This is a genomic window from Neobacillus cucumis, from assembly GCF_016908975.1.
Classification (GTDB): domain Bacteria; phylum Bacillota; class Bacilli; order Bacillales; family Cytobacillaceae; genus Neobacillus; species Neobacillus cucumis.
Genome location: NZ_JAFBEX010000004.1, coordinates 288,985 through 315,385, shown reverse-complemented (window position 1 = coordinate 315,385; position 26,401 = coordinate 288,985). Strand labels below are relative to the sequence as shown.

24 protein-coding genes, 1 pseudogene and 1 riboswitch are annotated in these 26,401 nt (G+C 39.0%); of the genes and pseudogenes, 21 read left to right on the top strand and 4 right to left on the bottom strand.

Annotated features, from left to right (window positions below; genetic code table 11):
- Positions 1–94 precede the first annotated feature (94 nt).
- The 3 genes from iolE (at position 95) to iolG (ending at position 3,594) form a co-directional block, all read left to right on the top strand.
- Positions 95–1,009: a myo-inosose-2 dehydratase gene (gene iolE, locus JOC76_RS07670; RefSeq protein ID WP_205176995.1), complete on the top strand. Its 915-nt coding sequence runs from the start codon at positions 95–97 to the stop codon at positions 1,007–1,009.
- 28 nt (positions 1,010–1,037) lie between these two features.
- Positions 1,038–2,486, top strand: a complete 1,449-nt coding sequence (locus JOC76_RS07665) for a sugar porter family MFS transporter (protein WP_205176994.1) — start codon at positions 1,038–1,040, stop codon at positions 2,484–2,486.
- 73 nt (positions 2,487–2,559) lie between these two features.
- Entirely contained in the window at positions 2,560–3,594 is a 1,035-nt protein-coding gene (gene iolG / locus JOC76_RS07660; RefSeq protein WP_205176993.1) for a bifunctional inositol 2-dehydrogenase/D-chiro-inositol 1-dehydrogenase, read from the top strand.
- Between the two features lie 79 nt (positions 3,595–3,673).
- On the opposite strand, the gene JOC76_RS07655 is transcribed toward iolG, so the two are convergent.
- Together JOC76_RS07655 and JOC76_RS07650 are read right to left on the bottom strand one after the other, a co-directional pair.
- Complete coding sequence (locus tag JOC76_RS07655) at positions 3,674–3,820, bottom strand: hypothetical protein (RefSeq protein WP_205176992.1); 147 nt, start codon at positions 3,818–3,820, stop codon at positions 3,674–3,676.
- Between the two features lie 41 nt (positions 3,821–3,861).
- Complete coding sequence (locus JOC76_RS07650) at positions 3,862–4,191, bottom strand: cupin domain-containing protein (RefSeq protein ID WP_205176991.1); 330 nt, start codon at positions 4,189–4,191, stop codon at positions 3,862–3,864.
- Between the two features lie 636 nt (positions 4,192–4,827).
- On the opposite strand from JOC76_RS07650, the gene JOC76_RS07645 reads away from it, so the two are divergent.
- The 16 genes and pseudogenes from JOC76_RS07645 (at position 4,828) to JOC76_RS07570 (ending at position 22,396) form a co-directional block, all read left to right on the top strand.
- Positions 4,828–5,421, top strand: a complete 594-nt coding sequence (locus JOC76_RS07645) for an NADPH-dependent FMN reductase (protein ID WP_205177023.1) — start codon at positions 4,828–4,830, stop codon at positions 5,419–5,421.
- Between the two features lie 347 nt (positions 5,422–5,768).
- Positions 5,769–6,344, top strand: coding sequence for a putative ABC transporter permease (locus JOC76_RS07640; RefSeq protein WP_239557595.1), 576 nt, complete (start codon positions 5,769–5,771; stop codon positions 6,342–6,344).
- Between the two features lie 200 nt (positions 6,345–6,544).
- Entirely contained in the window at positions 6,545–7,306 is a 762-nt protein-coding gene (locus JOC76_RS07635) for a cytochrome c oxidase assembly protein (protein ID WP_205176990.1), read from the top strand.
- A 404-nt stretch (positions 7,307–7,710) separates the two neighbouring features.
- Positions 7,711–8,418, top strand: a complete 708-nt coding sequence (locus JOC76_RS07630; protein ID WP_205176989.1) for a response regulator transcription factor — start codon at positions 7,711–7,713, stop codon at positions 8,416–8,418.
- Between the two features lie 4 nt (positions 8,419–8,422).
- The gene (locus JOC76_RS07625; protein ID WP_205176988.1) at positions 8,423–9,784 is read left to right on the top strand and encodes a HAMP domain-containing sensor histidine kinase; all 1,362 of its coding nucleotides are present in this window, start codon (positions 8,423–8,425) and stop codon (positions 9,782–9,784) included.
- A 31-nt stretch (positions 9,785–9,815) separates the two neighbouring features.
- Positions 9,816–10,168, top strand: a pseudogene (locus JOC76_RS29900) (DUF6044 family protein); the annotation flags it as partial.
- A 19-nt stretch (positions 10,169–10,187) separates the two neighbouring features.
- Positions 10,188–11,177, top strand: a complete 990-nt coding sequence (locus JOC76_RS07615; protein ID WP_205176986.1) for a glycosyltransferase family 2 protein — start codon at positions 10,188–10,190, stop codon at positions 11,175–11,177.
- Between the two features lie 184 nt (positions 11,178–11,361).
- A complete protein-coding gene (locus JOC76_RS07610) occupies positions 11,362–12,459 on the top strand; it encodes a GerAB/ArcD/ProY family transporter (protein ID WP_205176985.1) in 1,098 nt (365 codons plus the stop codon).
- 25 nt (positions 12,460–12,484) lie between these two features.
- Positions 12,485–14,044: a spore germination protein gene (locus JOC76_RS07605; protein ID WP_205176984.1), complete on the top strand. Its 1,560-nt coding sequence runs from the start codon at positions 12,485–12,487 to the stop codon at positions 14,042–14,044.
- Positions 14,045–14,074: 30 nt separating this feature from the next.
- Positions 14,075–15,229 carry a Ger(x)C family spore germination protein gene (locus tag JOC76_RS07600; RefSeq protein ID WP_205176983.1) on the top strand — a complete coding sequence of 385 codons (1,155 nt, stop codon included), beginning with the start codon at positions 14,075–14,077 and terminating at the stop codon, positions 15,227–15,229.
- A gap of 315 nt (positions 15,230–15,544) precedes the next feature.
- A complete protein-coding gene (locus JOC76_RS07595; protein ID WP_205176982.1) occupies positions 15,545–16,486 on the top strand; it encodes a cation diffusion facilitator family transporter in 942 nt (313 codons plus the stop codon).
- Positions 16,487–16,631: 145 nt separating this feature from the next.
- A riboswitch (TPP riboswitch) is annotated at positions 16,632–16,741 on the top strand.
- A 166-nt stretch (positions 16,742–16,907) separates the two neighbouring features.
- A complete protein-coding gene (locus JOC76_RS07590; protein WP_205176981.1) occupies positions 16,908–18,227 on the top strand; it encodes a solute carrier family 23 protein in 1,320 nt (439 codons plus the stop codon).
- Positions 18,224–19,357 carry a LuxE/PaaK family acyltransferase gene (locus JOC76_RS07585; RefSeq protein ID WP_205176980.1) on the top strand — a complete coding sequence of 378 codons (1,134 nt, stop codon included), beginning with the start codon at positions 18,224–18,226 and terminating at the stop codon, positions 19,355–19,357. Before JOC76_RS07590 ends, JOC76_RS07585 begins: the two co-directional genes overlap by 4 nt.
- Positions 19,357–20,817 carry an acyl-CoA reductase gene (locus JOC76_RS07580; RefSeq protein ID WP_307784697.1) on the top strand — a complete coding sequence of 487 codons (1,461 nt, stop codon included), beginning with the start codon at positions 19,357–19,359 and terminating at the stop codon, positions 20,815–20,817. Before JOC76_RS07585 ends, JOC76_RS07580 begins: the two co-directional genes overlap by 1 nt.
- 13 nt (positions 20,818–20,830) lie before the next feature.
- Entirely contained in the window at positions 20,831–21,598 is a 768-nt protein-coding gene (locus tag JOC76_RS07575) for a 3-oxoacyl-ACP reductase (protein ID WP_205176978.1), read from the top strand.
- Between the two features lie 225 nt (positions 21,599–21,823).
- Positions 21,824–22,396, top strand: coding sequence for a YdhK family protein (locus tag JOC76_RS07570; protein ID WP_205176977.1), 573 nt, complete (start codon positions 21,824–21,826; stop codon positions 22,394–22,396).
- A gap of 229 nt (positions 22,397–22,625) precedes the next feature.
- On the opposite strand, the gene JOC76_RS07565 is transcribed toward JOC76_RS07570, so the two are convergent.
- The gene (locus JOC76_RS07565) at positions 22,626–23,342 is read right to left on the bottom strand and encodes a response regulator transcription factor (protein WP_205176976.1); all 717 of its coding nucleotides are present in this window, start codon (positions 23,340–23,342) and stop codon (positions 22,626–22,628) included.
- A 279-nt stretch (positions 23,343–23,621) separates the two neighbouring features.
- Here JOC76_RS07565 and JOC76_RS07560 point away from each other — a divergent pair, with 279 nt between their 5' ends.
- Together JOC76_RS07560 and JOC76_RS07555 are read left to right on the top strand one after the other, a co-directional pair.
- The gene (locus JOC76_RS07560; RefSeq protein ID WP_205176975.1) at positions 23,622–24,056 is read left to right on the top strand and encodes a hypothetical protein; all 435 of its coding nucleotides are present in this window, start codon (positions 23,622–23,624) and stop codon (positions 24,054–24,056) included.
- On the top strand, positions 24,028–25,413 hold the full coding sequence (locus JOC76_RS07555; protein ID WP_205176974.1) for a 4Fe-4S binding protein: 1,386 nt from the start codon (positions 24,028–24,030) through the stop codon (positions 25,411–25,413). The genes JOC76_RS07560 and JOC76_RS07555 overlap by 29 nt, the downstream gene beginning before the upstream one ends.
- 210 nt (positions 25,414–25,623) lie before the next feature.
- Here JOC76_RS07555 and JOC76_RS07550 read toward each other — a convergent pair whose 3' ends face one another.
- Positions 25,624–26,331 (bottom strand): DNA alkylation repair protein, encoded by a 708-nt coding sequence (locus JOC76_RS07550; protein WP_205177021.1) that lies wholly within the window; start codon positions 26,329–26,331, stop codon positions 25,624–25,626.
- Between the last annotated feature and the right edge of the window lie 70 nt (positions 26,332–26,401).

Sequence of the window (26,401 nt, the reverse complement as noted above, 5' to 3'; positions counted from 1 at the left end):
TAATTTATAAAATAATGACATCAGGTTCTCCAGAATTTATAAAATGGGGACATCAGGTGAAACAGTCCTACTTTAAAAGGAAGAAGGTTAAACGATGGAAAATAAAAAAATTTCATGGGGGATTGCACCAATTGGATGGCGCAATGATGACATTCCTGAAATTGGGGCAGAGAATACATTGTCCCACTTATTAAGTGATATTGTGGTGGCAGGCTTTGAAGGAACAGAAGTTGGCGGTTTTTTTCCAGAGCCTAAAGTATTGAACAAAGAGCTTCAACTTCGCAACTTAAGAATTGCCGGACAATGGTTTAGTAGTTTTATTATTCGGGACGGTGTAGAGGAAGCCGCTAAAGCTTTCCATAAACATTGCGAGTATTTGAAAGCGGTTAACGCAGCTGTTGCTGTCGTTTCAGAACAAACCTATAGTATTCAAGGTACAGAGAAAAATGTTTTCAAAGAAAAACCATACTTTACAGATTCAGAATGGGATCAGTTATGCAAAGGACTAAATGAATTAGGAAAAATTGCTGAAGAATATGATTTGAAGCTCGTTTTTCATCATCATATGGGGACAGGCGTACAAACATTAGCCGAGATTGATCGTCTGATGGAAAACACGGATCCTAATCATGTTCACTTGCTGTATGATACCGGCCATATCTACGTATCTGATGCTGATTATATGACTCTCTTAAATAAACATATCAATCGTATCCATCATGTTCATTTTAAAGATATGCGTCTAGCGGTTAAAGAACAATGTGAAAAAGAAGGAAAGTCGTTCTTACAATCCTTTTTGGCAGGAATGTTTACAGTACCTGGTGACGGCTGCATTGATTTTACTGAAGTATACAACAAGCTTCTCGAAACGAATTACTCAGGCTGGATTGTCATTGAAGCAGAACAAGACCCCTCAGTTGCACATCCGTTGGAGTATGCCTTGAAAGCCCGTAATTATATTAACCAAGAATTAATTCCGTTAGAAAATGGTTCATTGATTAAAGCTTAAAAAAAAACGAACCCTGGGGAGGGAGAACATGAGTAATCAGGCGATTGGAAAACCACGTGATTACGAGAAAGCTTTAAAAAAGATTACGGTTATATCCACATTTGGAGGACTTCTTTTTGGATATGACACAGGTGTTATTAACGGTGCATTACCTTTTATGGCCAAACCTGACCAGCTAAACTTGACACCGGCGACGGAAGGTTTTGTTACCAGTTCATTACTTTTTGGAGCTGCATTTGGATCCATATTTGGTGGGCGATTATCGGACCGTTTTGGCCGTCGCAAAATGATTCTAAATCTTGCATTACTATTCTTTATTGCCGCAATTGGATGTACGTTATCACCGTCTGCAGGTGTTATGATCGGCTTCCGATTCTTGCTGGGGTTGGCTGTAGGGGCTGCATCCGTAATGGTACCGTCCTTTTTAGCAGAAATGTCTCCAGTAGAGAAGCGGGGAAGGATGGTTACCCAGAACGAATTAATGATTGTTACCGGTCAATTGTTAGCGTTTGTCTTTAATGCCATCCTAGGAAATACGATTGGTGAAGGTGCTTCACATGTTTGGCGTTATATGTTATCGATTGCGTCACTTCCGGCTGTGGTCTTATGGTTTGGAATGTTAGCGGTTCCAGAGAGCCCTCGTTGGCTGGCATCAAAAGGAAAACTGGGGGATGCACTAAAAGTCCTTAAAGAAATACGCGAAGCAAACGCTGCGGATTCTGAGCTTAAAGAGATTACAGATAATCTTGATCAAGAATCAGGAGTTCAACATGCGACATTTAAAGATTTAAACGTACCATGGGTTCGCCGAATTATCGGGATTGGAATTGGCATTGCGATTGTCCAACAAATAACTGGTGTTAATTCCATCATGTATTATGGTACTCAGATTCTTGAAAAATCAGGTTTTTCAACCAATGCAGCACTTATCGGTAATATTGCAAATGGAGCAATCTCAGTCATAGCCACTTTTGTAGGTATTTGGTTACTTGGAAAAATTGGACGACGTCCGATGCTTATTACAGGATTGGCGGGAACAACAGCAGCACTTGCCTTAATAGGGGTATTCTCGTTAGTACTTAAAGGATCACCAGCACTTCCGTTTGTCGTTCTTAGCTTGACGGTTATCTTCCTTGCCTTTCAACAGGGTGCGATTTCGCCTGTAACCTGGTTAATGTTATCGGAAATCTTCCCGTTAAAATTACGTGGTATTGGAATGGGTGTAACGGTATTCTGCTTATGGATCACCAACTTCCTTGTTGGGCTATTTTTCCCAATATTACTAAGTGCAGTGGGCTTATCCGTCACATTCTTCATCTTCGCTGTGTGTGGAATTGGTGCCATTACATTTGTGCATAAAATCTTGCCAGAGACCAAAGGAAAGTCACTTGAGCAGTTAGAAAGTTATTTCCGTAACTATGGACAAGAAAGTGAACAAGCTTCCAATCAGGAATCTTATCAAACACTGGTTAAATAATGAATGAAAGTTAAAATGAGAGCGTTGTCTAGATCTATCACATAATTTCGTAAACATAAAGGAGAGTATAAACATGACTTTAAAATTTGGTGTTGTAGGAACTGGTGCCATTGGCAGAGAGCATATTAATCGGATTACTAATAAATTAGCCGGTGGAAAAATTGTCGCAGTAACGGACGTTAATCAGGAATCCGCTAAACAAACGGTTGAAATGTATCAATTAGATGCTGTTGTTTATTCAGACGATCAAGCCCTAATTGCCGATGAGAATGTGGATGCAGTTATAGTAACAAGCTGGGGACCAGCACACGAGGCAACTGTTGTAGCTGCAGTTGAGGCTGGTAAATATGTTTTCTGTGAAAAACCGTTAGCGACTACTGCGGAAGGCTGTATGAGAATCGTGGAAGCGGAAATAAAACAAGGGAAAAAATTGGTCCAAGTAGGCTTCATGCGCCGTTACGATAGTGGATATGTTCAATTAAAACAAGCCATTGATAACAATGCAATTGGTGCGCCATTAATGATTCATGCTGCACACCGTAATCCAACTGTAGGTGGAAATTATGTAACAGAAATGGCTGTGGTCGATACATTAATTCACGAAATTGATGTTCTTCACTGGCTTGTAAATGATGACTATAAATCTGTTCAAGTTGTGTTTCCAAGGAAAACAAAGTACTCACATGAAAAGCTGCATGATCCACAATTATTTACAATCGAAACCAATGGCGGAATTGTGATGAATGTGGAAGTGTTTGTCAATTGTAAGTATGGCTATGATATTCAATGTGAAGTCGTCGGTGAAGATGGAATTGCCAGATTACCTGAATTCTCAAGTATTGTAATGCGAAAAGATGAAAAACTGAGCACAAGCATTTTAAATGATTGGAAATACCGTTTTATGGATGCTTACAATGTTGAAATCCAAGATTTTATTGATTCCGTTACTAAAAAGGGTGAGCCACAAGGACCAACATCATGGGATGGCTATATCGCAGCCGTAACAGCGGATGCATGTGTGAAAGCCCAGCAAACAGGAGAAAAAGAAGCAATTACCCTTAATGAAAGACCAGCATTTTATAGTGAGAAGCAGCTTCAACAGGCGTAATTCTTGAGTGGTGGTAAAAAAGCTGAGAGGAATCCAAGTGGTTCTTCTCAGCTTTTTTTGTAATGATAAAGGGAGCAAATTACTTGTTTTTGAGTGTTTTAATAAGCTCTTTTTGTTCCTCTTTTAGTGAAATGATTTCTCTTTCTAACGTTTCCATCTTCAAAAGTAACGGTGACAATGCCTCTTGAAGCATTGTACGTAGACGATCACTTTTTTCAGTATCCATTTTTTTATCCTCCTTAAACTCTAGCGGTGAGATTCTTATTTTTATATTTTCTTATTAGAAAGCTTATTTAACACCACATACAAACTAACACGGTCACTACTCGTATTGGCAAAAGAAAGTTCCTCTTCATCACTGGTATGGATTACATCCGTTTCTGTTACTTCCGTTTCCTTACCGTCAATGATCATGGTGCCATTTCCGGACACAACAAACAGATAGACTTCTGCGCCAGGGTGTTTATGTGCAGGGAGCTTTTGACCAGGCAAGAAGTTTAGAACAAAAGCGGTACTGCTGTCATTATTATAAATTACTCGTTTTGTAAACTTGTCCTCATTAAATTCCTGTAATGTCTTAATCGATTGCTTATCCATGATACACCTCCAAATTTTAAGTATAACTTTCCTATCAGGCATAAGTGCGACTACGCCTCATGAACCGCCTCTTACGGAGCTCGTCAATATGGCTCTGTTATTATTCATTGTTGATTTTCGTGTAGGTATGAGAATTCATAGGCGGAGAATTTCCGTCTAATGTATATAGAGACCGCTTAAGAAGCAAAGATAAGCGGAAATCTTCCGCTTAACTGTTCTAAATAAGACGAAATCCAGAGGTTTGGATCATATAAACGGAAAAACTCCCTTTATTTTTAAAGAAATAAGGATATTTCCCAATTTAAACGGAATTTTTCCGTTTATTTTTAAACATAGTGAAATCAACATTAAGTTATAACGGGGCCTATTTATAGTATAAATGAAAATAATTATCAATTAAGTGAGATGAATCACTCATTTCGATATTTTGATATTTTGATCTGGAACCAACGCTAATATGTAATGATGCTCAGACACCACCGCATCAAAACTACTTGTATATATTTAGGTTGTAGGATTTTTTAGATAAAACAATTGACAAAGCCAAAATAAAATTATATGATTATCTCGAATTAAAAATAAATCACTTTGAGATACTCACATCAGAGATATATACAACAATAAGGGGTGCAGGCAATGGGCTTTTTAAATCGATTATTTGGTCAAACACCAGAGGAGGAAAATAAAATGACAAAATTAAACATCGGAATCATCTTAGGAAGTACACGTCAAGGACGCGTGAGTCCACAAGTGGGCGAATGGGTGAAAAGCATTGCAGATAAACGCGGAGATGCGAATTACGAAATCGTAGATATCGCAGATTTCAACCTGCCATTCTTAGGTACTACAGATGGTACAGAACCAGGAATTGCTGCATGGAATCAAAAATTAGACAGCTTAGATGGTTTCGTCTTCATCGTTCAAGAATACAACCACAGCATTACAGGTGCACTTAAAAATGCCCTTGATTTTGCCCGTGAAGCATGGAATGACAAAGCGGCAGGTATTGTAAGCTACGGATCAACAGGTGGTGCCCGTGCGGCTGAACATTTGCGCGGTATCTTAGGAGAACTTAAAGTTGCAGACGTTCGTACACATCCAACTTTGTCTCTATTCACGGACTTTGAAAATGGCAGTGTCTTCAAACCTGCTGAACTACACCTTACAAATGTAACTGCGATGCTTGACGAAGTCGTCAAATGGAGCGGCGCATTAAAAACAATCAGATAATCTGGTGCTGTCACCGTTTTCCCTATAAACACTCCTTCCATAGTGAAGGAGTGTTTTTTGTTTTATAGGAAATTATAATTTTCGCTTGTGGATAACTGTTAATATAAGGACTGTCGACGTCCAGCTCCAGCGCCTAGCCCCTCGATGGTCTACAGCCACTCAGGGAATGAAGGCAAAGAACGCCTTCTTTCCCTGAGCGTCTTATGCTTGTCGGGGCTGTTCAAGGCGCTTGCGCTTTTGTTCGTGTCAGGCAGCTTTCACATTAATTAGGAATCATTTGGTATATTTACCTGCTATGCAGTTAATCCTATAATCGGAAATTCTTAAACGTGAGAGGTGGTTTAGCCATGATGATTCATAGCTGGGTAAAGGGCTTGGAACTTCAACTTGTAGAAGTACTTACGATGGAAGGAGCCGCCGCCATTCTTTTTTATTTCACGATTTATTCATTTATAGGCTGGCTGCTTGAAAATAGTTATAACTACATCACCAAACGTGAATTTTTTAAGGAAAATTTTTTGTTTGGTCCTTTCAAGCCAATGTACGGTATTACTCCAGTGTTGTTAGTGTATTTCACTCCACAGCACTCACATTGGGCATACGTACTTCTTTTATGTTTTCTTATTCCTACCTTCATCGAGTATGTAAGTGGGGCAATGCTGCAGAAACTTTTCCAAAGGCAGTGGTGGGACTATTCAAATACACCTTTGCAGCTGCACGGGCATATTTGTTTGCCCTTCTCCATCTGTTGGGGTTTCTTATCATTGCTCTGTATCAAAATGCTTCATCCAGCCATTGTTTTGATGTATGGAGTCATCAATCCATTTTGGGCGTGGATCTGGTCAGCTGTAGGACTCTACTTCCTAGCAGACCTCGTCCTCACCATCCGAAAACACTCCCTGCAAGATCTCGCTGGTGCCTGACACCATTTCTAAGATAAACACTCCTTCTATAGTAAGTAGAAGGGGTGTTTTATTTCTAGGCTTAATGGCCCGAGCTGTATGAATATTTTGATACAAAAATCATATAATCTAGAGTTCGAAATAATGGTTAGTGATTCAGCTTTCTCCAATTTCCATGAGCACATCAGGATTTATCAGGGGGAGGAAGAGGTGAATTTTAGATGTTAGAGGTGTTTTTTCTTGAAGGTCAATTAGAGTGGAACATTCCATTATTAGTTATTCTTATTGGAATTGGTGTTTCATATGTGGTTCTATTGCGAATATTTACAGACAACAAAATTTACCATCAGCAGCCCGTACTCTTCTTCTTCTCGCTCACCTTACTTTATCTGATCATCGGCAGCCCTTTTTCCACACTCAATCACCTATCAATCAGTTTGCACATGTTGCAGATGAGTGTCTTATTTTTTGTCATCCCGCCACTGTTGATTCTAAGTATTCCGAGCAACTTTCCTCCCATCTCGATTGCATTCAATATTCCCCCAACAGTACCTCTTATTACTTTTGCCGTGATGTTTTTCTCCTATCATCTTCAAGTGGTATTAACGTATCTTTCATTACATCCATTTATCCATAACAGCTACCTAATCCTGCTATTGCTTCTATCATTCTTTATTTGGCAACCGATTGTAAAGAAACACGATCAACGATTCGCCTTCTTAAGTGGAATCGTCCTGCTGCCGGCGTGCAGTCTGCTTATATTGAACGGACTTCTTGGCGATTCGGAGAATCCACTCATGAGTGGCATAATGTCTAGTCTGTGTATGTCACCATCGACTTTAAGTTCTCTCCATATCCTTCCTGCACCTTTCAATACAAGGGGAGATCTCATTTTGGCTGGTATCTTAATGATGGGCATGCATAAATTTGCGTTACTCCTAACCATCCGGTTGAAAAATAAGGTACAACCAGGGAATAGCTGACGGCTATTTCCTTTTTTCTGACCACTTTCCCACTTCGAGAATCGTCCAGCTTCAGGCGCCATCGGCTCGAGGTCACAAGCTTATCCAGTTGGGGCTCCTTGGGACTCGAAGTCTAAGCCGCCCCCTGAAGAAGGCAAAAAGCGCCTTCTTACAGGGGTCATCTTAGCCTAGAGTCCCAGAACAGTCGCCTCCACATTTAAATCAATCCTTCCAAAAGGTTAAAAAGCAACCTTTCGGCCGGCTCGTCTTGTGCTTGTCGCCGAAAGCTAAGCGCCTTGCGTTTTCGGTTAAATATTTGATTAAAATTCAATTAAATCAAGTAAAATAAAGAAAATAAGTGCTAAATTTGAAAAGAATGAAGTAGATTAAAATTTCTCTGCCTTGAAAAAAAGGGGGGCTAATGAATGCAGCAACAACAGCGAATTTTGGTTGTCGAAGATGAACGACATATTTCAAAAATCTTAAAAATAGAGCTTCAATATGAAGGATACGAGGTGTTGACTGCCTTTGATGGGAAGTCAGGCTTGCAGATGGCACTAACAGAAAAATTGGATTTAATTCTATTGGATGTTATGCTGCCTGAAATGAATGGGATCGAGATATTAAGAAGGATTCGCAAAGAAAACAATCTTATCCCCATTATTTTATTAACCGCTCGGAACCTGACAATGGACAAGGTGACGGGTCTTGACCAAGGGGCCAATGATTACATCACAAAACCATTTGAAATGGTAGAAGTATTAGCACGCGTCCGTTCCTGTCTACGGCAAAATGCCTTGGCAATGAAGGTATCACAAGCAGCGGAGGATACGATCTTATCGTTTCAAGATCTCACCGTAAATCGTGAAACACGTGAGGTGACAAGAGGGGATATTTCGATTACGCTCACCCCGAAGGAATTTGATTTGCTCGTTTATCTGCTAGCAAATAAAAATAAAATTGTTACCAGAGAAAATATCCTTTTTCATGTCTGGGGCTATGAATATGAAGGGGAAACAAATGTAATTGATGTGTTTATCCGACATTTACGAAAAAAAATTGAAGAAGGCTTCCCAGAGCCGACCATTATCCAAACAGTGAGAGGAATTGGTTATACGATAAAGGAGAATTAAGCAAATGAAGATTACCACCAAAATTAACATCATGACCTCTGCTTGGATTCTCTGTGTATTAGTGGCTGTTAATGCGGTCGTTTTTTTGTCATTTATGAAAATAACCGTCAACATGGAAGATACGGATCTTTATCAAAAAGCAGACAGCATTATAAAGGAAATTAATCTGGGTGACTCTTCTGCAGAAATAAAAGAACATTTAACTCCTTATTTATCGATGCATTCGTTTATCAGAATCATTCAGCCAGATGCAAAAATCATGTATGAAGTCACCAATGCGGAAGAAATGGCAGAGAAAGTGAAACCTCATTTTGTAGAGAAAAAACAATCCGAAAGGAAAATCATTACTGAGAAGCACCGTGAAGAGCAAATTGTCATCGTCAGGGTACCGATCTCTTCCAAAGGTCAAATTGTTGGGACATTAGAGATAGGTGAAAAATTATCAGGATTAGAAGCTGCGAAGGATGTATTACTCTCGATTCTTACCATTTGCACGATTTTAGGTGCCTTATTTGCTATGCTCGGCGGCAGATGGCTATCGAATCTAATCATGAGGCCAATCTCCAATATGATCAACACCATGGAGGATATTGAACAAAGTGGAATCCCCAAAAAAATTGTCATCCAGCATGAGACAAGGGATGAACTACAAAAAATGGCCGTCACTTTTAATCGGATGATTGGAAGATTAGAAGAAAATCTCGAGAAACAAAAGCAATTTATTTCTGACGCTTCCCACGAATTAAAAACCCCGCTGACGGTCATTAAGAGTTTTGCTGACCATTTATTAAGAAGGGGAATTCAAAATGAGGCTGATGCTTTAGACGCGATTGAAACAATTCATTCAGAGGCCACAAGAATTCAAAAAATGACCGAAAGATTCCTAGATTTAGCTGCGACGGAATCAGCCGCTGTTTTAGAAGTAAAGCAGCTGGATTTAGTTGAGCTATGCCAAAAAATCATCAAACAACTACAAAGTGCCTATAAGCGGGAAATCCAGCTTCACTTTGCCACACCGTCCATTACGGTCACAGCAGATGAACTAAAGCTGAAACAGGCGATTATTATATTAATCGATAATGCCATTAAATATAGTACCGACAAAATAGATGTTTATCTAAATGTGAACGAATTAAATACGGTCATTAAAGTAAAAGATTATGGGATCGGGATTCCGGAATATGAAATTCAAAATATCTTTGAACGTTTTTACCGTGTGGACAAGGCAAGAAGTCGGGAAACAGGTGGGACAGGCCTCGGTCTTGCGATTGCTAAAAATATCATGAAACAGCATCATGGCGAAGTCAAAATAAGCAGTACTGAAGGAGTCGGAACAGAAGCGGAATTATTTTTACCAAAACAGTAATGAAGTGAAATAGTATGAAACTAAACCGGGCAATTTTGCCCGGTTCCATTTCTTAAGGCCGTTAGTTATCTATATGATGTATGCGGTGGGAGCTTTTATTTTATGGCAAAAAGGCAAGCGATGATGAAGACTTTTGTACCAATATGCCTCGTTGCAGAACTGGTTGTCTTATTCTGTGCGGAACGATGAAATTGTTTATCGGGTTGCTGGAAAGCCATCGGTCAAAAATTTGCAGTTAAATACAAATGTGTTTAAGAAAATGGGCGGAGAGTATATCTTTTTGCTGTACCCATTCTAAATGCCAAGGAAGATCATTTAGAATTGAAAAAGACCTTTAATCAAAAGGATTCAGCCTGGAAAATTTACCTTTATCAAATTATGTAAGGAAGGAGGCTAATTCAGAATGAATAAGCCGATTTTAACGATTGTCGTTCCGTGCTATAACGAAGAAGCGGTTCTGAATGAAACCATTTTGCAACTAACTGGGGTAGTGAATGATTTAATCGAGGATTCCCTTGTTTCTAAAAATAGTAAACTATTATTTGTTGATGATGGCAGTAGTGATCAAACCTGGAATATGATCGAGCAAGAGTGCGAGAAAAATAACTTTGTTACGGGATTGAAATTAGCAGGTAATGTCGGTCATCAAAATGCTTTGATTGCTGGCCTTGAGACAGCCAATCAATACTCCGATTGCGTCATTTCGATCGACGCTGACCTTCAGGATGATATTAATGTAATCAAAACCTTTCTGGAGAAATACTGGGAGGGAATTGATATTGTCTATGGAGTGAGAGACAGTCGAGAGACTGATACCTTCTTTAAACGGAACACTGCGTTGTTTTTTTATCGATCCATGGAGCGGATTGGCATCAAACTGGTCCCCAATCATGCCGATTTTCGGCTGATGAGTAAACGGGCATTGGATGAATTATTGAAATATAAAGAAACCAATTTATTTTTGCGCGGTCTAGTCCCTCTAGTTGGATTCTCGTCCGCGAAGGTCTATTATGACCGGAAAGAAAGGCAGGCTGGGGAATCGAAATACCCGTTGAAAAAAATGCTTGCCTTCGCCTTTGATGGAATGACTTCCTTTAGTGTAGCGCCAATTCGATTGGTTACCTTTATAGGTTTTCTCTCTGTGCTGATTAGTGTCTTGGTTGGCGCTTATGCGATTATTCAAAGAATACTGGGTCATACTGAGTCTGGATGGACCTCAATCGTGATTTCAATCTGGTTTATGGGCGGACTGCAATTAATGGGCATCGGGATGATTGGCGAGTATATCGGTAAAATCTATCATGAAGTAAAGCGCCGGCCAAGGTATGCCATCGAAGTGGACCGTTTTACATCATTGATGAAAGAAAAACAACAAGAACTTGTTATGAAATAAAGGATGACGAAGGACCTATGATGGGTCCTTTTTGTGTGCCCATTTTTTCATAGGACTAGGCTCTCTTCTGTGGAATGTATAATAAATCCTTACTTGGAAAATATTAAGTCGAAATAATATTTTATAAGAAGTAGGTTAAGTTTTGTCATACGCAAGACTTTTATCAGCAGTAGGGAGAAAATGTATGGCTAAAGAGAAAATAAGTTCCCTCCAACTTTTTTATTTAATGACGGGATATGTCTTAGGGACTGCCATTATTTTAGGATTAGGTGCACCAGCCAAACAAGATGCATGGCTCTTTATACTTATTGGTATAGTAGGCGGTTTAGTTTTAATGGTTGTATTTTGTCAATTATCCTCCTACTATCCTGGTGATACCTTGGTTCAGATGCTGCCAAAAATTATAGGAAAGTATCTTGCATACCCAGTTGCCATACTCTACATTATCCATTTTACCTATTCGGCTGCTAGGGCCTGCAGAGAATTAGGTGATCTTATCGTTACAACCATATTAAGTGAAACCCCTATGATTGTGGTAATTGGAAGTTTTATGGTGTTAATGGTTTATTGTTTACTCGGTGGGATGGAGACCATTGGCAGAATGGCCGAAATTGTTTTCCCTATTTATATTTTTGCTCTTATCCTGATTTGGATTTTATTACTCAGTATTACAGAATTTAATCTTAAGAATCTTACACCTGTATTAGGGAATGGCCTAATGCCATTATTGAAAAATGCATTCCCAACAGCCATCAATTTTCCATTTGGAGAAACCATTGTCATCATGATGTTTTTTCCTTTTCTAAATAAAAATGGACGTCAAAGAAAGATAGGAATGCTTAGCATTACCGTTGGCGGGTTCCTCTTAACAGTTAATTCAATTATGATGATCTCTGTATTGGGACCAGAAATTTACAGTAGGGATCTTTTTAACCTTCTTGCGGCTACTCAAATGGTTTCGATCGCGGATTTCCTAGAACGCTTTGATGCTCTAGTTATTTTAATGATGGTCACAGGCGTTTTTTTTAAGATGGGTGGGTTTACACTTGGAGCCGCCCTTGGAATATCTCAATTATTTAAATTAAAGCAGACTCGTTCTGTAGTGCTTGTACTTGGTATCATCATTCCCCCCTTATCGCTAATAAGTGCATCTAGTTATGTGGAACACTTAGAATTTGGATTCAAGTTTTATGTTCCTTATATTCATACCAGTTTGCAAATAATCTTACCGGTTTTACTACTTTTCATTGCATTTATCCAAAGAAAAGTAGTAAAAAAATAGTCCCTTCATAAAGGAGGTGTTAGACTTGAGATTTTTAAGAATGATAAAAAAAATCATGTCATCCGATCAAAAACAGAATAAATACCACAGTCTCGACCAAAAGGGGATGGGAGTATTAACTGGAACCCTTTATGAAGATTTTAATCAGATTAAGCAGCTTTTTACAGGTGCTGAAGATTTTGCTTACCGGGAACTACAAATAAATTCTACATGCTTTGCCATCATTTTGTTCCTTGATGGTTTGGTCGATATCGAAAGAATCGAATTACATGTGATAGACCCTTTGGTAAGACAAGCTGAAAAACTCCTGCAGAAATCAAAAGCTGAAATAAATCACATAAAAGCAGTCCTTAGCTCAGCTCAAATATCGGAAGGAGATACGTTTGAGCAAATCATTGATCAAATTTTGTCAGGAGGAACGGTTGTATTAATTAATGGTTGTCCAAAAGCACTTATTATAAGTGAACAATCATGGGAACAACGGTCCGTTGAAGAACCTCTAACGGAAGCAGTCGTTTTAGGACCGAGAGAAGGCTTTACTGAAAATATTCGAACCAATGTAAGCTTGATTCGAAGACGCTTAAAAACAACAAAACTGAAATTTGAATTTATGAAGATAGGAAATCTATCTCAAACAGAAGTGGCAATTACCTATCTTGATAATATTGCAGAATTTTCAATAGTAGACGAGGTACGAAGCAGGTTAAAACAGATTAACATCGATGCGATTGAGGACAGTGGGTACATACTAGAATTAATTGAGGACCATCCTTATTCCGTGTTTCCACAAGTTGTGCAGACTGAACGACCGGATCGGGTAGTAGGAAATCTTTTGGAAGGCAGAATTGGGATTATCGTGGATAATAGTCCATTTGCTCTCATAGTTCCTGTCACTTTTTTTCAGATGATGAATTCTCCAGAGGATTATTATGGCAGGTTTATCATGACATCGTTTATTCGATTCATACGGTATTTATTTTTATTGATTGCATTGTTATTTCCCGCCATCTATATTGCTGTGACCACATTCCATCATGAATTGATGCCAACAAACCTTATATTCAGTGTTGCGGCGTCAAGAGAGAAGGTACCATTTCCCGCGGTCATAGAAGTTCTGTTAATGGAAATTACTTTTGAAGCATTACGCGAAGCTGGTTTGCGGCTGCCAAGGCCAATAGGGTCAACAGTAAGTATTGTTGGAGCGTTGGTGATTGGTCAAGCAGCTGTGGAGGCTGGTATTGTTTCGGCTCCATTAGTCATTGTCGTATCAACAACTGGTATTGCCTCATTTATGTTTCCCAATTATGCCTTTACTGGAGCTATTCGACTCCTTCGTTTTATCATGATGTTTCTAGCCGCAAATCTAGGGTTTTATGGCATTTTGCTTGGAGTTTTCTTCATTGTGGCTCATCTTGTTCAACTTCGTTCTTTTGGTGTACCATATCTGGCACCTTTAGCTCCATTTAACTTTAATAACCTTAAAGATATACTTATTCGAGCCCCATGGTGGAAGATGAATGAACGTCCAGAACAAACTGGCAAAAGAAATCTGAAGAGGTTAGGCCCTCGAAATCGTAAATATTAACTCGTTTATCATATGACAGGATGGGCACTAATGAAAGCAATTAGACAACTGATACTATTAATTATGATCGTTATGGTGCTTACAGGTTGTTGGAACCGTATTGAAATTAATGATGTTGCGATTGTTACTGCAATTGGATTAGACCTTGTGGGAGGAGACCGGATTTTATTAACACTTCAAGTAGCGGTTCCATCAAAGTTAGGTCCAACTGGAGCTAGTAGTGGAGGCAGCAATGAAAAAGGGACCTTTGCCATTTCAGAGACGGGTTCAACGGTTTCTGAAGCCTATCGAAATATACAATACAAGTTGTCAAGGCGTATTTTCTTTTCCCAAAGCAGGGTATTATTAATCGGAAATGAGTTAGCTAAAAAGGGTGTCTCTCATATAATTGATTTCCATACAAGGTATCAAGAACCCCGGATTAACAGTTTTATCATGTTTACAAAGGGAAAAGCAAACAAAATTATTAAAAGTACACCAAATTTTGAAAGTGTCTCGACAGAAGAAACAAAAGAGCTTGCAAAGAGTGGGGTGGGTCTAAAAATTACCGTAATGGATTTTTTAAACATGCTTCTTACCGACGGTTTAGAACCCATTGCGCCACAATTTACATTAGTATCTAGAGAAGTAAATATCAAAAATAAATCAAATAAGACACAAGCGATTAATGGGGCAGCGGTATTTAAAAAGGATAAATTAGTGGGCTGGATGGATAAAAGTGAAATTCGGGGACTTTTATGGCTTCGAAATGAAATAAAGGAAGGCGTTATAACAGTTAAGATCCCCAATCAAAATGGCGGTGGAAAAGTTAGTTTTGATATTGTTAGTACGAAAGCAAAAATCATTCCAACGCATAGGAACGGAGTAATAAATCTTGGAGTTAAAATTACTTCAGAAATGAATGTTATAGAAAATGATTCTACATTGAATTTAACTGAGCAAAAAGTACTCGAAGAATTACAAAAAGATATTGAAAAAAGGATTAATAAAAGAATTCAGGTGGCAGTAGATATTGCTCAGAAACAATATCAGTCAGATATTTTGGGATTTGGACAAGCGATATATAAAAAATATCCAAAGGAATGGCATACACAGTACAAAAATAATTGGGAGCAAGAATTTCCCCAAGTAGGTGTTTCCATCCATTCACAGGTTACTGTAAAAAGAATTGGATTAACTAAATAAAAGCTAAAAAGACACCAAGTGGACATTTTCAGGTGTCTTTTTAAAATTGTGACCTTATCTGTGAAATTTCCTATAAAAATACGATTTAAATTTTCACAATATGTTTGACATTCAAACGCACATTTAAATATCATATAATCAAACAATCGTTTGAATGAAGAGAGTGACGATAAATATTATCTGTGAAAACGAAACGTTACTCTGTCAAACATGTATGGAAAAATAAACATGAGAAAGACTAGCCTAAATCGGAATATTTTCCGTTTAGAAAGAGAAAAGAGCCACTTAACCTATAAGAGCTCTGGGGGGATAAACATGGGTCATCATCACCATCACGGACATTCACACGGCCATGGACACCATCATGGTCATCATCATCACGCACCAGCCAATTATGGATTTGCTTTTGGTTTTGGAATCACTTTAAATATTATCTTTATTATTATTGAAGTCATATTTGGACTTCTTGGCGACTCACTGGCATTACTAGCCGACGCAGGACATAATTTAAGTGATGTTTTAGGATTAATTATTGCATGGATTGCGGTTTGGTTAGGGAAAAAAGCCCCTACATCCAAACGGACCTATGGCTTTAAGAAGAGTTCCATTCTTGCTGCCCTTTTTAATGCCGTATTTTTACTCGTGGCGATTGGGGCAATTGCTTGGGAAGCTGTTCAAAGGTTCTCCTCTCCAGCCCCTGTAGCTGGCAAGACTGTTATCATTGTAGCTCTTATTGGAATCGTCATTAACTCGGTTACTGCCTTATTATTTATGTCAGGCAGAAAAAGTGATTTAAATATCCGCGGAGCCTATTTACACATGGTTGCCGACGCAGTGGTATCTTTAGGGGTTGTCATATCAGGCTTCATTATGCTGTGGTCCGGCTGGCAATGGATTGATCCCCTTGTAAGTTTAGTCATTGCGGTTGTTATCTTTATTGGAACGTGGGGATTATTGAATGAATCTCTCAATTTATCATTGGATGCTGTTCCAAATGGGATTGATATCAATAAATTAAAAGCCTATTTGATGAATCAACCGTCCGTTTTAGAAGTACATGATTTGCATGTGTGGGGAATGAGCACAACGGAGCCGGCACTAACTGTTCATTTAGTGCGCAAAGAAACTGCAGATAATGATCAATTGTTACAACGATTAAATAAGGAATTACATGATGAATTTGGAATCGAACATACCACGATTCAGATCGAAAAAGGGACCTTTAATTGTTCGCAAGCGCCGGTTGATTCGATTTAAACATCATAATCTAACACGATTAAGAAACAAAAATATGGCAAAAACCTGTCGATAGTTAAGCTAGGGCAGGTTCTAAAGAAAAGTAGATATTCTTTACTAATTATTTTTATAAGAGTAATATAATATTTAATCAAGTTTGTATAAACAATAGCACTAGGGGAGCCGGGTGAAGCCGGCTGAGATTAGACCGAAAGGCCTTAACCCTTACTACCTGATCTGGTTAATACCAGCGTAGGGAAGTGTTTATATCATAGGAATGGTTTATTGGACCGTAATTTTGATATTTTCAACTCCTCCAGTGCTATAAAACGGGGGGGTTTTTTATTTTGTAAAGATATGAATTTGTATACCTTGTGTTCTCTTAATAAAGAGGTACATATGGTCCGCTTTACAGTCTTCAAATAGAAAAGGGGTTTTTGAAATGAAAGAGACAGATAACTATCAAGAAAATCAAGTAACCATAGGAATCGATGAAAGGCTTCCTGGTTTAAGGACTTTTTTATATGGTCTCCAGCATGTTTTTGTTTCTAATGTTTGGCTCGATCCTATTTTTGTAGCGGCAATGATTGGGCTGCCGCTTTCACAATCGGCAAATATTGTAAATGCTATATTTATCACGGCGGGGATTGTAACTTTGATTCAAGCGACCAAGCTTGTTAAGCTGCCGATTATACAGGGCCCTTCAGCTGCATTCGATGCACTAATGATTTCTGCTGGTAAGACAAATAATCTGGCAGCTGCAAGCGGAAGTATTTTTATTAGTGCTATTATTGTTTTTTTACTGTCGATTACCGGTATAATTGGTAAATTAAAAGTCATTTTTACTCCTGTTGTATCAGGCACAGTCATATTCCTCGTTGGAGTTTCTTTATCCCATTTTACTTTATATGAATTTTTAGGCGGTGTACCAGGGGATAAAACATTTGCCAGCCCTGATACGCTGATCTTGTCTATCTCAACAGCTGTTATTGTTTTGCTGTTATCCCTTTTTGGTAAAGGCATGTGGAAGTCATTTTCCTTTTTAATTGCCTTGATTATTGGAGATATCACAGCTTTCGCGATAGGAAAAACCAATTTTTCCATCCTTTCGGATAAAGCTTGGTTCGGCATTCCTGATGTATTGCCATATGGTGGTCTAACTTTTGACTGGAGCACGTTCTTGACATTCTTTATCGCCTATATGGTAGCAGTCATTGAGGCAATGGGTGTATATCAGGCTTCAGCAGCAATGATTCATACCGAATTAGATTCAAAACGTATCCGAAATGGATTTGCAGGGGAAGCCGCGGGCTCATTTGTTTCTTCTTTAATCGGAGGATTTCCTACTACTGCTTATGCCCAAAATGTCGGGCTGCTGCGTTTAACGGGAGTCGGCTCTAGATTTCCGGTTATGGTAGCAGGGCTTATTTTCGTTGTACTAGGTTTAGTACCAAAGGCGGGAGCACTGCTTGCTTTAACACCAGACGCGGTAGTTGGGGGAATCTTTTTACCAGCAGCAGCTACTTTAATCTATACCGGGATCTCTATTCTTAAAAAAGTTGAAAGCTTGGAGAAAAATTATATGATTATAGGTTTATCGATTTTGCTTTCGATCTCATTACCAGCTTATTTTGAAAATGCCAAAGGAACCCTTGGCGCGTTCCTATCAAATAGCATATTGATTGGAGCCTTTTTATCGGTGCTTCTACAACTTCTATTCGTCAATATTCCTAATTGGATCAAGAGAGGAGAGTCTGTATGAGAGAAAATTCAATAAAATTAACCACACAAATTTTACAGTTCATAGAGACGTATAACGAGAAAACGGCTAATGAAAAGGAATATGAGCGCGATTTTAATGATCTTGCTCTAACGCTTTTTCGATTTCAGTTTGAGCATAATCTGCCCTATAAGAAGTTCTGCCAAACTAGCAGGAAGACACCTTTAACCATCAAGCGATGGGAACAAATTCCTCCGATGCCTATTCAGGGTTATAAATATTTAACCCTTTCTTGTGAGCCAGTTGAAAATGCTCGTGTGTTTATGACAAGTGGAACCACCAACCCTGATGAGAAGGGGAAAAATTTTCATCCGACGTTCTCGGTGTGGGATTCATCCATGAAGGGTCCTTTTAAACAATATGTACTGCCAGACAGGGAACGAATTAAAATTTTCGTTCTATCTCCTGCAGAGGATTTGAATAAAAACTCTTCCCTTTCTAGATATTTAACCAATGCCGTTTCCTTCTTCGGTAAGGAAGGGAGTCAGTTTTTCTTTGGTCAGGAGGGTTTGAAATTAGATGAACTTGTTTCCGCACTGAAACAATCAGAGGATGATGGGGAACCGGTCATGCTGATGGGGGCGACTTTTTCTTATGTCCATATTCTAGATTACTTAAAAGAAAAGGGCCTAAAAGTTTCCCTTCCTAAAGGTAGTCGTCTATTTGATACGGGAGGCTTTAAAGGACAAGCGAGGGAGATTGAAAAAGAAAGTTTATATGATATGTTCCAAGAATTTTTCCAAGTTGGCAGAAATGGGATTATTAATATGTATGGAATGACAGAATTAAGTTCACAAATCTATGATCAAACGATTAGAAGTGCCTATTTTAAAAAAAGTGTTACACATGATAAGGCTGGACCAGCGTGGGTGAAAACCAGGGTGCTTAACACCGAAACATTGGAGCCATTACCTGACGGGGAAATCGGGGTTCTTGCCCACTATGATCTGGCCAATTGGAACTCTTGCCTTGGCATTCTTACAGAGGATATAGGGTATAAAACAGAGAATGGATTTGTATTGCTTGGAAGGGTGAAAGGGTCAGAGGCAAGGGGATGTTCGATTGCCGTCGATCAACTTTTACAAGCAAATTTAGGCGGTGCGAACGGCTAGTGGATAAGAACATCGAAGTAAAGGTCTATAGGGTCCCAAACACAGTGGTCATTGACCAAGAAGGGGAAGAAAGGATCCAGAGTGAGGATACAGTCTTTGTCATAAAATATCCAATCCTTCATCGAGAGGATATTCATAGAATGGCCAAGGAAGTCCAAAACAATAGAGAGAACTATTTATTCACTTTATCCATAAATGAAATAGTAGAAAAAATAGATTTGGCTGTTCAAAAATGGTTGGATCCCGACTATCCTTTACGCCAATTAGCAGAAAAGGTCATCCCGTTGATGACTGGATATGATGCCGAGATGGTTCGGCTTGAGCTGAAAAGATATATAAGAACTTTCCGCAAAAAGGAATTGCTTCGTTTTCTGGATGAAGAATTTGACCAGCCGGCGATCCTGGATGAATTTAGGCCGCGAAAAACGGGTGGAATGAGCAGAGCGTATGGCCCATCGACTATATTTCATGTCTTTTCCGGAAATGTGCCGGGGGTGCAAATCTGGAGTCTTGTCATGGGGCTCTTGGTAAAATCAGCTGCCATAGGGAAAACCTCCATGTCTGAACCGCTTTTTCCGGTATTATTCGTACAGTCATTAGCAGAGGTGGACGAAAAGCTTGCCGACTCGGTGGCCATCCTGCCTTGGAAAGGGGGAACAGCTGAACTCGAGGAACCAGCGATTCAATCATCCGAAGCGGTCATTGTCTATGGCTCCCAGGAGACAGTTGAAAAAGTGAGGTCCCAAGTACCTGCCGGCAAGAAGTTTTTATCTTATGGGCATAAAATTAGTTTTGCGATGATAGGGAGGGAAGCGTTAAGCCCGGATCAGTATTACACAACGATCCATAATCTTGCTAAGGATATATGCGTCTATGATCAGCAAAGCTGCTTAACCCCCCAATCGGTTTATGTAGAAGAAGGTGGAGCTATTAATCCTGTGCAAGTTGCAGAGATGCTAGCTGCGGAACTAGAACGGTATAACCTTAAGCATCCTAGGGGAAAGGTTTCCAATGAAGAAGCGATGGCCATCCATAAATTCCGAAATCGTTATCAGCTGCAGGCATTCGATAATGACAACATTTCTCTCTATACTAGTACCGGAAATACCTCATGGACGGTGGTTTTTCATGATGAAGCAGGATTTGAAGGCTCTACTTTAAACAGGTCGGTGCATGTTTATGCTGTTGCACGACTGGAGGACTCGTTGAGTTCGATAAAACCTTTCCGGTCATTTTTGCAATCCTGCGGGCTGGCGTTGTCCCCTCATCGACTTTTTAAAATGGCTGATTTGTTAGGCTCTATCGGGGTCAATCGGATTTGTTCGATTGGAAGTATGAATCATGCAAAATCAGGCTGGCATCACGATGGGGGATTTAACCTCATTGATTTAGTAAAGATTACCGATATTGAGAGGGACGTCGAACAGTATATGGAACATTATGACCCGGATGTGGAATAAAGGAGACGCAGGTATGAATGTAAAGGATAAAGTCGTGTTAGTTACAGGAGCGAGCAGAGGAATTGGCGCAGCTATTGCGAAAAAATTTGCTGCAGAAGGTTCATTTGTTATCGTCAACTATTTAAAAAACCAGCAGCTGGCCGAAAATTTAGTAAAGGAAATAGAGCTCTCAGGAGGCCAAGGACTTGCCCTGCAGGCAGATGTAACGGATAAAGACCAGGTAAACAAGATGGTAGAAATCATTATTCAGAATCTTGGCGGAATCGATGTTATTGTAAACAACGCTCTAAGTCATTACACCTTTAATCCCAAAACAAGGAAAACAGCATGGGAATTGAATTGGGAAGACTATCAACGGCAATGGGAAGGAAATGTGAGGGGAGCTTATCATGTTTGTAAAGCTGCCATGCCTCATATGAAAAAACAAATGTTTGGTAGAATGATTAACATTGTTAGCAATCTAATCGATTTCCCCGTTGTTCCTTATCATGATTATTCAACCGCAAAAATGGCTTTACTCGGGTATACAAGAAACCTCGCTAAAGAACTTGGAGCCTTTGGTATTACAGTCAACGCGGTTTCTCCCGGCTTAACCTATGGAACAGATTCAAGCAGAGACACACAGGAGGATGTGAGAGAATCAATAATTCAACTGACTCCTATGGGGCGCTTAGCTTTGCCTGAGGATATTGCAGGGAGTGTCTTATTCTTGGCGTCGGATTTATCTTCATTTATTACCGGACAATGTATTAATGTGGACGGCGGGCTTGTTATGAAGTAATGGACTGAAGGCAAAAGTGTTTTTACAAGAATTTTAGTTAATGTTCTCCCCTATAGACCTGTCCTTATTTATTTCCAAGGGCAGGTTTTTTATTGTCAAATTATCGTACTCTCCCATTTAATAGAAAATCAAACATTCCAACTGTGGTTATATAAAAATCCATAGTTTCTGCAAATTTTTTTAGTAGGATTGAGTATGTAAATTAAATTCTGGAGGGGAAATAGGATGAAATCAAAAAAATTATGGATTGGAATTGCTTCATTGTTACTAATGTTTATGTTAGCAGCTTGTTCGAATAATAGTAATGGAAAGAGTTCTGATCAAAGTTCGAAAACGGATCATGAAAGTATGGACATGGGGAATATGGATCATTCTGGTTCAGGTACAGTTCCTGAAGGGTTAAAAGTAGCAGAGAATCCAACCTTTAAAGTAGGTAGCCAAGCAATTATTAAAGCAGATCATATGGAAGGCATGAACGGGGCAAAAGCAACCATTGTAGGAGCATATGATACGATTGCATATGCTGTTACCTATACTCCGACTACCGGAGGAGAACCCGTAAAAAATCATAAATGGGTCATTCAAGAAGAAATTAAAGATGCTGGTGATCAAGCATTAGAACCTGGAACAAACGTTACCTTAGAAGCAGATCACATGAAAGGGATGAACGGTGCAACTGGAACTATTGAGTCGGCAGAAAAAACTACCGTTTATATGGTTGATTACACTCCAACTAATGGCGGAGAAAAGGTGACAAATCATCAATGGGTAACAGAAAGTGAGCTTTCTACTAAATAAGTTTCGTGTAAAATGTAAGCAAACAAAAAATAGAGTGCTTAAAAAGTGAAGGCGGATTGCATTGCAATCCCCTTTTTATATGGTATAGCCAAAATTCCCCCATTAAAAAGAAAAAAACAATCACAAAACTTTATAAGTAAGTTATTTAAAAAATTGGATTATTGTCGGAAATTAGGAGCAAATTTAAGTAAACTAAAAACAGTGATTCCATCGAATGGAAGCACTGTTTTTAGTTATTTAAATATTTATTGTTCTTTTCAGGATCTTCCTTTACCCATTTGTACCCAATACCCCAAACTGTAAAAAGGTGACTATCTATAGGGAACCCTGCACTCCGTAACTTTTCTCGTAAATTCCTAATATGGGAATCAATCGTTCGATCATCTATATTGGACCTAAGCCCCCATATCGATGACATCAAGTGGTCACGGGAGTACACTTTTTGAGGATTTTTAATAAACAAACCAATTAAAGCAAATTCTTTGGGAGTAACGGAAATTACCTGGCCTTTATACTTTAATTCCATTGATTCTTCCTTCCATTCTAGTCCATTGAAAATTAGAATATGCTTGTCCTCTGTTAACTTTTTCGATCTTCTTAACAATGCCTCGATTCTAGCCAGTAATTCCTCTTCATTAAAAGGTTTCGTTACGTAATCGTCCGCTCCAAATTTTAACCCTCTGATAATGTCGGGTGTTTCACTCCTTGCAGTTAACATAATAATGGGGACATCTGAAAATTCCCTTATTTTTCGGCATATCGTCCAACCATCCATCTCGGGGATCATAACATCAAGGATTACCAAGTCAATTTTTTCTTTTTCAAAATAAGTCAGAGCCATTTTCCCGGAGGTTGTCTTAACGCATTTATAACCATGAGGGGCTATATAGAGTCCTAAAAGGTCAAGCATTCGAGTTTCATCATCGACAAGTAGAATTGTCTTCATATCTCCATCCACCTTAGCAAAATTTATACCATTATAATAGAATAAAATTTTGAAGAAACTTTGCAGATTTAATAGTTTTATCCTTATTTATTAAAATTCAACCTTCAATATTTAAGGTCCTTCCAAACTTTATTTCAATCTAGTGGCAAATCGGGATTTTTTTGCAAATGACATATTTTATACAAAGAAAAATCAAAGTTTCTGCAAACTTTTCTATTAAAGTTTTAGTTGTCAAGCAATTATCGTATTATACACATACTTTGGAATGAGGTGAAGGCTTTGAAGGGAAAATGGTTGTTAATCATTATCCTTGTGGTTGTATTTTCAGGGGGCAGAATCGCGTTAGCTGATGGAGATCATAGTATGGTTCCGTCTACATCTAGTCAGAACGAACAATCGGAACATGATATGGAAGGAATGGACATGAGTTGGGAAAACTCTAAGAGTCATGAAACGAAGAGCGTTAGTAGTGAGCATAACACTAGTGATGGTCATGATATAGAAGGAATGACTGAAGGGGATGACATGGAAGGCATGGATAGGGAGGGCTCTGGCGGTCACAGTTATGAACCGGTTAAAGAGAAACCAGCAAACCTTAAAGTGTTAGGAACTTTTGGTGCAGTTAATCTTGTCTTTATAGTGATTGGCGTTTGGAATAAATGGTTCAGAAGAAAGGATGGTTCCAATGGCAATCCCAAAAGAGAAGTTATCTAAAGAGAATAAACAAATGGAAGATAAGAAGACTTCAAATCTATTATCCATTCCTATCGTTAAGACATTCATAAAGAGTAAATGGTATCCGGGAATTTTTCAATGGATTGTCCTTGCTGTTTTTTCTGTCATTGTTTATGAATTAGTGGCAGGAACCGTTGATCCAACCCGAAATGTAGGAACATCACTGACATGGGTGTTGTGGTGGCCATTAATACCAATCTTCTTCTTAGTCATCGGTCGATTCTGGTGTACCATCTGTCCATTTGGTAAGGTCAGCGACATTGTTCGGAAAACAATCGGCAGTAATCGTCCAATGCCAAAGTTCTTAAGGAAATATGGACTTTGGATGATTGACCTTTTCTTTATCGCCATTACGTATAGCGATCACATATGGGGAATCGTTGAATCACCAAGAGGATCGGGTTATTTACTTCTTCTACTAGTAACAATGGTGGTGGCAACCTCAGTATTTTTTGAGAGAAGAACATTTTGTAAAACTTTATGTTTCTTAGGAGGACTTTCTGGTAACTACTCTCGTTCTGGTGCATTAGAACTTCGCGGCACACCTGAAATTTGTAAAACTTGTAAAACACAATCATGTTATAAAGGAAGCGAAGAAGCAGAAGGTTGCCCAATGTTCCAATTTGTTCGAACCATGGATACCTCAGCTGATTGTAACTTATGCGGAAACTGTGTAAAGAATTGCCCAAATAACTCTATTCGGATTTCCCCTCGTATACCGACATCGGAATTGTGGGTAATCAAAAAGCCTATGATTGAGCATACTTTCCTCGCTGCTGTCATCATGGGAATTGTGTTTGTACAAAATATTACCATGGTGGCCATCTGGCAGGATATTTTACATGCAATTGGCACTATAACTGGTACTGATAACTATAATGTAAACTTTACAGTTGCCTTTATCATTGCAATGGCAATCCCAGTGGGACTTTTATGGGGAACAGCCAAAATTGCGACTTTAACAGGTGGTTCGGTAGAAAAAGTAAAGAAAAACTTTGTTAGATTCGGTTATGCCATAATTCCACTAGACTTAGCAGGACACCTTGCTCATAACTTATTTCATATTATTACAGAGGGAAAAGCCATCTGGTACAACTCTGCTGCATTATTTGGCATGAATGTAAATAGGGGGGACCTTGCATTTGCGCCAGCTTCATCTATTCAAATGTTGCAGTATATCATTATTGTAATCGGAATGATTGGTTCTATTTATACAGCCTACCAAATCGGCAATAAGGGGTCATTTAAAGCATTAGCTCCATATTATGTATTGATGGTTTTGCTTGCAGTTGCAAATATCTATTTGTTTTCACTTCCTATGATGCATAGGGTTTAACCGTTTATTTATGACCGTGAATAAAAAACGGTTTTTCGACAATTTACACATTTTCTCCAAAGTTACATCGCAGAACTGCATCACTCAATGACATGATTTAAAGGGATTGCTCTGCAATCCCTTTTACGATCTAAGATATAGAAAAATGACGGTCTTTTTTTAATGGTACTGTTACATTAAACGAAGTGAAATCAAGAGATGCCAACGATACTAACACCTGACATATTTGCGTTTGAAACCAATTCTTCCTCGGTCTATTTCCTTTTGGATATTTTCGGAAGCTAGCAGAATACTGCTTTTTTTCTTGTCTCTCTTGATTTCGACTGGTCCTACTGCCTTTGCAGTTTCAACCGCTTTATCATGAAGAGGCAAATAAGAAATTCCGACGGTGTAGATAAAATTGTTCATAGCAGATTTTGTCCGATCAGGAGAATCGTGAATCGTCTTTTCTACCTGATCAAGCATACTAGCTATCTTGCTTGTACTAAATTCGCTGTCCGGGCGATTCCCCAAAAGCCAGCAGTAACAGCTCCAACCTGCCGACATTCTAAGTTCTTCACCGCTTGCAATCCATTTATCGGCAACCGCTTGCGCAATATCGGTTTCAGCCAAAGTTACGGCCACCACATAATCAGACAGCATATAAAAATACGCTGCTTCTATCCAACGCTCAAAATCTGCCTCCGTCATTGCGGTTGGGTCCGCTATGATGCCGGCAAAATACATAGCATCATAGTTCCCGGAAGCATAAAGCTGCTCGGCTAAAGGCTGATTTTTCTTGATTTTTTTTGCCAGTGGCTTCATTGCACCTGTAGCCACACCAAAAAGAGGCTCGTGTGCACCATTACTTAAGTAAGTTTTTTTCGTTCGGTCCTTGCCGAGTGATTCCAGCTCCTGCATAACTAATGCGTAATCCATCATTTTGCCATCTCCTTCCCATTTAAACATAACATGGAAGAATGCATTACATATAATGCTATTTATGGGA

What these genes read in the sequence shown, in the direction of transcription:
- JOC76_RS07665 (WP_205176994.1), top strand. Translation starts at nt 1,038, where the DNA reads ATGAGTAATCAGGCGATTGGAAAACCACGTGATTACGAGAAAGCTTTA.
- JOC76_RS07610 (WP_205176985.1), top strand. Translation starts at nt 11,362, where the DNA reads ATGGCTAAAGAGAAAATAAGTTCCCTCCAACTTTTTTATTTAATGACG.
- iolE (WP_205176995.1), top strand. Translation starts at nt 95, where the DNA reads ATGGAAAATAAAAAAATTTCATGGGGGATTGCACCAATTGGATGGCGC.
- JOC76_RS07600 (WP_205176983.1), top strand. Translation starts at nt 14,075, where the DNA reads ATGAAAGCAATTAGACAACTGATACTATTAATTATGATCGTTATGGTG.
- JOC76_RS07650 (WP_205176991.1), bottom strand. Translation starts at nt 4,191, where the DNA reads ATGGATAAGCAATCGATTAAGACATTACAGGAATTTAATGAGGACAAG.
- JOC76_RS07595 (WP_205176982.1), top strand. Translation starts at nt 15,545, where the DNA reads ATGGGTCATCATCACCATCACGGACATTCACACGGCCATGGACACCAT.
- JOC76_RS07555 (WP_205176974.1), top strand. Translation starts at nt 24,028, where the DNA reads ATGGCAATCCCAAAAGAGAAGTTATCTAAAGAGAATAAACAAATGGAA.
- JOC76_RS07585 (WP_205176980.1), top strand. Translation starts at nt 18,224, where the DNA reads ATGAGAGAAAATTCAATAAAATTAACCACACAAATTTTACAGTTCATA.
- JOC76_RS07550 (WP_205177021.1), bottom strand. Translation starts at nt 26,331, where the DNA reads ATGGATTACGCATTAGTTATGCAGGAGCTGGAATCACTCGGCAAGGAC.
- JOC76_RS07570 (WP_205176977.1), top strand. Translation starts at nt 21,824, where the DNA reads ATGAAATCAAAAAAATTATGGATTGGAATTGCTTCATTGTTACTAATG.
- iolG (WP_205176993.1), top strand. Translation starts at nt 2,560, where the DNA reads ATGACTTTAAAATTTGGTGTTGTAGGAACTGGTGCCATTGGCAGAGAG.
- JOC76_RS07655 (WP_205176992.1), bottom strand. Translation starts at nt 3,820, where the DNA reads ATGGATACTGAAAAAAGTGATCGTCTACGTACAATGCTTCAAGAGGCA.
- JOC76_RS07640 (WP_239557595.1), top strand. Translation starts at nt 5,769, where the DNA reads ATGATGATTCATAGCTGGGTAAAGGGCTTGGAACTTCAACTTGTAGAA.
- JOC76_RS07575 (WP_205176978.1), top strand. Translation starts at nt 20,831, where the DNA reads ATGAATGTAAAGGATAAAGTCGTGTTAGTTACAGGAGCGAGCAGAGGA.
- JOC76_RS07625 (WP_205176988.1), top strand. Translation starts at nt 8,423, where the DNA reads ATGAAGATTACCACCAAAATTAACATCATGACCTCTGCTTGGATTCTC.
- JOC76_RS07645 (WP_205177023.1), top strand. Translation starts at nt 4,828, where the DNA reads ATGGGCTTTTTAAATCGATTATTTGGTCAAACACCAGAGGAGGAAAAT.
- JOC76_RS07630 (WP_205176989.1), top strand. Translation starts at nt 7,711, where the DNA reads ATGCAGCAACAACAGCGAATTTTGGTTGTCGAAGATGAACGACATATT.
- JOC76_RS07590 (WP_205176981.1), top strand. Translation starts at nt 16,908, where the DNA reads ATGAAAGAGACAGATAACTATCAAGAAAATCAAGTAACCATAGGAATC.
- JOC76_RS07635 (WP_205176990.1), top strand. Translation starts at nt 6,545, where the DNA reads ATGTTAGAGGTGTTTTTTCTTGAAGGTCAATTAGAGTGGAACATTCCA.
- JOC76_RS07565 (WP_205176976.1), bottom strand. Translation starts at nt 23,342, where the DNA reads ATGAAGACAATTCTACTTGTCGATGATGAAACTCGAATGCTTGACCTT.
- JOC76_RS07615 (WP_205176986.1), top strand. Translation starts at nt 10,188, where the DNA reads ATGAATAAGCCGATTTTAACGATTGTCGTTCCGTGCTATAACGAAGAA.